The sequence below is a fragment of the Candidatus Methylomirabilota bacterium genome, assembly GCA_036002485.1.
Classification (GTDB): domain Bacteria; phylum Methylomirabilota; class Methylomirabilia; order Rokubacteriales; family CSP1-6; genus AR37.
Genome location: DASYTI010000115.1, coordinates 1 through 5,612, shown reverse-complemented (window position 1 = coordinate 5,612; position 5,612 = coordinate 1). Strand labels below are relative to the sequence as shown.

The following is a 5,612-nucleotide window of genomic DNA, read 5'->3' as shown; positions in this document are numbered from 1 at the left end:
ACCGAACGGTTACGAACAGCGCCGAAGCCACCCGGGCCTCGCGCGCGAGGTTCTCGGGCGTGCCGACGAAGTCGAGGTACTGGGCGAAGGTCATGCCCTGGGCGAAGCGCGCGGGGTCCATCAGCCGCCCTTCACTTCCATGAGCGCGCCGAGGCCGCGGTGGAAGGTCGGGGCCCCGCCGGGGATGATGCACGTCTCGAGCACCTCGAAGAGCTCCTCGCGCGTGGCCCCGAAGCGGATCGCCCGCTCCATGTGCGCCACCAGCCCGGCCCGCTCCGAGCCCCGGAAGCACAGCAGCGCGATGGCGACGAACTCGCGCACCTTGGCCGAGACGTGTCGGCCCTCGCCCAGGCCCAGCTCGTACATGGGGTTGTACGTCTCGACGAACTCGGGATCCTGCAGCGCCGCGAGGTCGCGCGGATGCGCGCCCTCGACGTCCTGGTCGACAGGCTCGACCATGACTGGTACAGGGGGTACTATGACCCGTGATGGCAACGCCTCGAACGTTCATCTGGTCCGTGCTCGTCATCGTCGGCGTCTCGGCGGTCGCGTCGTTGGCCCTCGCCCAGGACCACAGCCAGCGAGTGGACGGGAGCAAGGCCCGACCGGAGCCGCCAAACCCGATCCGCGTCACGATGGAGCAGCTTCATGCCCAGGGCGGCGTGCCGCGAGGGTGCAAATTCCTGATGCCGCCAGGGGACGCCGCCGCGGGGCGCAAGGTGTTCGTTGCCCTGGAGTGCTCCGCCTGCCACGAGATCAAGGGCGAGAACTTCCCTGACCAGTCGAAGACGCCCCGAGGAGCCGGTCCGGAACTCACCGGCATGGGCGCGCATCACCCGGCCGAGTGCTTGACCGAGTCGGTGGATGAATCCGAATCGTGTCATCGTTCTCGGGCCTAACTATACCGGCACCGACAGCCTCTCGAAGATGCCCAGCTACGCCGAAACGATGACGCTCCAGCAGCTGGTCGATCTGGTGGCCTACCTGAAGTCGCTCGCCGCAGCCGCGATGCCGCATCACCACATGAGCGGTTCCACGAAGACGGATGACATGTCGCATCACGCCATGAGCGGCGCCCTGAAGAACTCGGACGACATGAAGATGGAGGGGAAGTGAAGGCAACGCGATTTTTGCGGTCATGGGTCTCGGTGCTGGCGATCGTGGCCCTCATGCTCGTGGGTGCTGGCACCGTGATCCGGTTGCGGATCATCCGGCTGACCGAACCCGAAATGACGGTGTACGGGGTCGTCCCGGACTTCTCGCTCGTGGAGCGTAGCGGCCGAACGATCACGCGTGCCGATCTGCTCGGCAAGGTATCCGTCGTGAATTTCTTCTACACGCGGTGCGCGGACAGCTGTCCCCTGCAGAGCGCGCACCTGGCGCGGCTACAGGCCGATCTGTCGGGCGTTCCCGACCTGCTGTTGGTCTCAATCACCGTGGATCCCGACCACGACGACCGGGACGCGCTGGAATCGTACGCCGCGCGGTTCCACGCGGATCCCCGCCAGTGGCTGTTCCTGACGGGGCCGCGTCCGGACATCTACCGGCTCGCCGTCGATGGCTTCCATCTCGCCGTGATCGCGTCGCGCCCATCCACGCCCGCGGTGGCCTGGGCGTGGATGCGGCCGGCCAGCGCCTGGGCGCACGAGGATGAGGCGGCCCCGAGAATCATTCGCCTCGTCCACGCCTCGCGTTTCGCGCTCGTCGACCGGCAAGCGCGGATCCGAAGCTACTTCGACGGCACTGACTGGGGCGACGTCGAGCGGTTGCGCGAGGTGCTCGGGCGCCTCTTGCGCGGGTCGTGAGGCTCGGTATGGCGCGGACCTCGGCGAGCGCCATCAGACTCCCGGAGACGATCGGCGCGCGTGCGCACGACCTGCTCCACGGCACGCCGACGGGGTTGGTGGTGCGCGCGCTGACCGTCGGGACCGGCGCTGGCCTGGGCGCCGTCGCCTTCCGCTACCTGAGCCTCCGGTTCACCCGGCTGTTCAGTGGCCACGCGGATTACAGCGCCGTGGGCCATGCGCCGCACCCTGGGTGCGATCATCGTGGTCGTGCTGTTCGGCGCCAGGAAGCTTCCCGAGTTGGCCAGTGCGCTGAGCAAGTCCATGAAGGAGTTCAAGAAGGGAATCGCCGGCATCCCGGGTCTGCCCGTTTTGCCACCCTCCGCTGGAGACGGAGTGGACGACCGTGGTGCGGCACGAAAACTTGATGGAGCACGAGCGCTCCCGACGGCCCTGGGTGATTTCCGGCCTGGCGCTGGCGTTGATGCTGGCCCCGGCGCTTCAGGCGGCGAGCCTGGCCGGGCTTCGCGTCCTCAATTTCGCCCCAGACCGCCCTTGGAACTACATCGCCTACGGGCTGGCAGCCCCGTACGTGGGGGTCCTGCTCTGGCGCCGTCACTCGCGCTGCCGCTTCGCGGCTTATGTGTTCCTGACCCATGAGACCGTGCGCGGCCTTCACTTCCGCCACTGGGATGCCGTCGCCGTAGCCCTGGTCTGGATCGCCCTCCTCCAGCTCCCGGCCGCGCGCCGCTACGCCCCCTCGCTCCGCCCCGCCGAGATCCGCGCGCGGATCTCGGGCTACCTGAGGCGTCCGAGGAGCGCGCCGAGCAATGGCAGATAGAAGGTCCGCGAAGTCTTTCAAAGCTCGCTTCTCCAGGGCCGACGGAACTTGGTCTCAGCCGATCGGTCGGTCGTCGACGAGTGACACTCGGAGTGGGTTCAACGGTCCCCTGGCAGCCAGCAATTACTCTAGCTCCAAGGATAGGCGATCAGTGAGGAGTCTGAACCCCACGATCACAGTATAGCGCGCACGTAAGATAGAGGCTGTTCTCGAACCCCGCGCGGCAATCGAATGCGAGCCAGCAGTCCGCTCGAGCGTGCCGTTAAGCAAAGTGCGCTTCCATCAGTCGCCGAACCGCCTGTAGCATCTCATTCACATCGATGCGGCGACCGGGATCGATTCTACTGATCTCCTGATACGAGCCCGGCCACCAGCCCCTCGGCGTCGCGCTTCAGGAATACCTCGACCACCCGCAATGGCGTGAGTGGCCGCTCAGCCGAGCCCATCGAGGAAAGCATACGGGATCTCCGTCGTGTCTTGTGTTCCGTGTATGAATACTTCAAACAAACGTAAGTGCTAGGATGCCCCCCGTTAGAACTCCATCAAAGGGGGTCTCCGACTCGCCAGTCTGAGACGGAGGAGGAAATGGGTCCATATCGCAAATCCCGGCTAAAGAAGGGGCCGGCATGGGTGGCTGGTGGGCGCGCCCCGGGGCCCGGAACGGAAGACGCGCCCAGGAAGGCGCGCGCGATGAGCACGCTGTCCGCTGAACCCTGCGTCGGCTGCCGCCGCGACTCGCCTCGGGTCACCGAGGCGGAGATCGCTGAGCTCAGGCGCGAGGTCCCCGACTGGCAACTGCGGGAGCGTGACGGTATCGTCCAGCTCGAGCGGGCCTTCCACTTCCCGGATTTCGCCGCCGCGCTGGCCTTCACCAATCGGGTTGGGGCCCTCGCCGAGGAGGAGGGTCACCATCCCGCCCTCCTCACCGAGTGGGGGCGCGTCACGGTGACCTGGTGGACCCACAAGATCCACAGGCTCCACCGGAACGACTTCATCATGGCGGCGAAGACCGACGCGCGGGCCGTCGAGAGCGGACGCGTCACGCGCGACGAGGCCCGGGAGAAGGGTGCGCCGTGAGTCCGCCGCCTGCGCTGGAGCCCGACATGCCCACCGCCCAGCGGTTGGTCGAGGAGATCAGGCGCGAGCTGGAAGCGATCGAGCAGGAGATCCGTCGTCCCCCGTACCTCGCCGCGCTTGAGTCGGGCCGCGTGCGCCGCGAGGACCTCACCTGCTTCGCGGGAGAGCAGTACCACATCATCCGCAGTGACCTCCGGAGCGTCGCGCTCCTGGTGAACCGCTTCGGGACAACGCCGAGCGGACCGTTCTTCCAGACGGTGCTCGGCGGAGAGGCGGCGGCGCTGGCGGCGCTCGGGGCCTTCGCGGCCGCCATCGGCATGGACGACGCACGGCTTCAGGCCTACGAGCCAGCGCCCGGCGCCCACGCCTACACGGCCTTCATGGCTTGGCTTGCCCTCTACGGCTCGGAAGCCGAGGTGGCCGCAGGCTTCCTGGTGAACTTCGCGGCGGGGGGCGCCAACTGCGGCCGGATGGGCCGCGCCCTTCGCGATCGCTACGGGCTGACCCAGGAGACCACGGCTTTCTTCGATCTCTTCGCCGCTCCCCCCGCCGAGTTCGAGAGCCAGGCCATGGCCGTGGTCGCCAGCGGCCTCGCCCGCGGCGCCGACTCGCGCCTCGTCAAGCGGGCGGCCCGGCTGCTCCAGGGCTACGAGAAGCTCTACTGGGACACGCTCCATGCCCTCTGGGGCGCGTAGGGCGTTCTCCGGCTTCTTCTCCGGAGACGTCATGACCGGGCGGGGGATCGACCATATTCTGCGGCGCCCGAGCGCGCCTGCGCTCCAGGAGCCGTACGTGCAGGATGCGCGGACATACGTCGAGCTTGCCGAGGCGGCCAGCGGTCCCATCCCCCGAGGAGTTGACGACGCCTACATCTGGGGCGACGCCCTCGAGGAGCTCGACCGGATGGAGCCCGACGCGCGGGTCGTAAACCTCGAAACGACGGTCACGCGGAGCGACGACGCCTGGCCCAAGCTCATCAACTACCGTATGCATCCGGCCAACGTCGGCTGTTTCACCGCGGCCAAGCTTGACGTTTGCGTCCTGGCGAACAACCACGTCTTGGACTACGGGTACGCTGGTCTCTGCGAAACGCTCGAGACGCTGACCAGCGTCGGGCTCAAGGTCGCGGGAGCAGGGCTCAACCAGGAGGAGGCCCGACGGCCTGCGCGGGTCCGAATCGCGGACGGGCGAACCCTGATTGTCTTCGGGGTCGGCGCGGAGACGAGCGGCATCCCCGCAAGCTGGGCCGCGAGCCATGACCGTCCGGGCGTCGATCTGCTCCGCCACCTGTCGGAGGCCACCGCCGCCGCCCTCCTCGACCGGGTGGCCCGGGTCAAACGACCAGGCGACCTCGTCGTCGTCTCGATCCACTGGGGAGGCAACTGGGGGTACGCGATCCCGGGCGAGCACGTGCAGTTCGCCCACTGGCTGGTCGACGGAGGCGTGGACCTGGTCCACGGCCACTCGTCTCACCACCCCCGAGGCATCGAGGTGTACGCAGATCGGCTGATCCTTTACGGATGCGGGGATTGCATCAACGACTACGAGGGAATTGCCGGCTACGAGCAGTTCAGAGGTGACCTCGTCCTGATGTACTTCGCCACGCTGGGCCCGGCCGGCGACCTCACGAGGCTTCGGATGAGGCCGATGCAGGTGAAGCGGATGCGCCTCGGCCGGGTCGGGTCGGCCGAGGCCGCCTGGCTGGCGGGCGTCTTGAACTCCATCAGCGCCCGTTTCGGTTCACGAGTGGAACTCGCCGGCGACGGCGCTCTCGAGCTCCGATGGGCTGGTCAGTGATGACCGGATGCTCATGGGGCGCCGTACGCACCGGAGGACCGGGGATCGCTCGCGGCCCCGCGGAAACCGATGCGCTCGAACTCCGCGGTGTAGAAGTCGACCTCGCCCTCGGT

At 67.7% G+C, this 5,612-nt stretch carries 8 protein-coding genes and 1 pseudogene; 8 read left to right on the top strand and 1 reads right to left on the bottom strand.

Going from position 1 to position 5,612, the window contains the following annotated elements; translation table 11 throughout:
- Nucleotides 1-120: 120 nt before the first annotated feature.
- A complete protein-coding gene (locus tag VGT00_11935) occupies nucleotides 121-459 on the bottom strand; it encodes a carboxymuconolactone decarboxylase family protein (protein HEV8532120.1) in 339 nt (112 codons plus the stop codon).
- A gap of 29 nt (nucleotides 460-488) precedes the next feature.
- Between VGT00_11935 and VGT00_11930 the strand changes: the two genes are divergently transcribed.
- The 8 genes and pseudogenes from VGT00_11930 to VGT00_11895 all read left to right on the top strand — a co-directional run bounded on the left by VGT00_11930 (nucleotide 489) and on the right by VGT00_11895 (nucleotide 5,499).
- Complete coding sequence (locus tag VGT00_11930) at nucleotides 489-899, top strand: c-type cytochrome (GenBank protein ID HEV8532119.1); 411 nt, start codon at nucleotides 489-491, stop codon at nucleotides 897-899.
- A gap of 28 nt (nucleotides 900-927) precedes the next feature.
- Nucleotides 928-1,116, top strand: a complete 189-nt coding sequence (locus VGT00_11925) for a hypothetical protein (GenBank protein ID HEV8532118.1) — start codon at nucleotides 928-930, stop codon at nucleotides 1,114-1,116.
- Nucleotides 1,113-1,805: an SCO family protein gene (locus VGT00_11920; protein HEV8532117.1), complete on the top strand. Its 693-nt coding sequence runs from the start codon at nucleotides 1,113-1,115 to the stop codon at nucleotides 1,803-1,805. Before VGT00_11925 ends, VGT00_11920 begins: the two co-directional genes overlap by 4 nt.
- 216 nt (nucleotides 1,806-2,021) lie before the next feature.
- Nucleotides 2,022-2,120: pseudogene (locus tag VGT00_11915) on the top strand (twin-arginine translocase TatA/TatE family subunit).
- A 70-nt stretch (nucleotides 2,121-2,190) separates the two neighbouring features.
- A complete protein-coding gene (locus tag VGT00_11910; GenBank protein ID HEV8532116.1) occupies nucleotides 2,191-2,625 on the top strand; it encodes a hypothetical protein in 435 nt (144 codons plus the stop codon).
- 690 nt (nucleotides 2,626-3,315) lie between these two features.
- Nucleotides 3,316-3,702 (top strand): 4a-hydroxytetrahydrobiopterin dehydratase, encoded by a 387-nt coding sequence (locus VGT00_11905; GenBank protein ID HEV8532115.1) that lies wholly within the window; start codon nucleotides 3,316-3,318, stop codon nucleotides 3,700-3,702.
- Nucleotides 3,699-4,397 carry a transcriptional regulator gene (locus VGT00_11900; GenBank protein ID HEV8532114.1) on the top strand — a complete coding sequence of 233 codons (699 nt, stop codon included), beginning with the start codon at nucleotides 3,699-3,701 and terminating at the stop codon, nucleotides 4,395-4,397. The genes VGT00_11905 and VGT00_11900 overlap by 4 nt, the downstream gene beginning before the upstream one ends.
- Entirely contained in the window at nucleotides 4,378-5,499 is a 1,122-nt protein-coding gene (locus VGT00_11895; protein HEV8532113.1) for a CapA family protein, read from the top strand. The genes VGT00_11900 and VGT00_11895 overlap by 20 nt, the downstream gene beginning before the upstream one ends.
- Nucleotides 5,500-5,612: the final 113 nt, after the last annotated feature.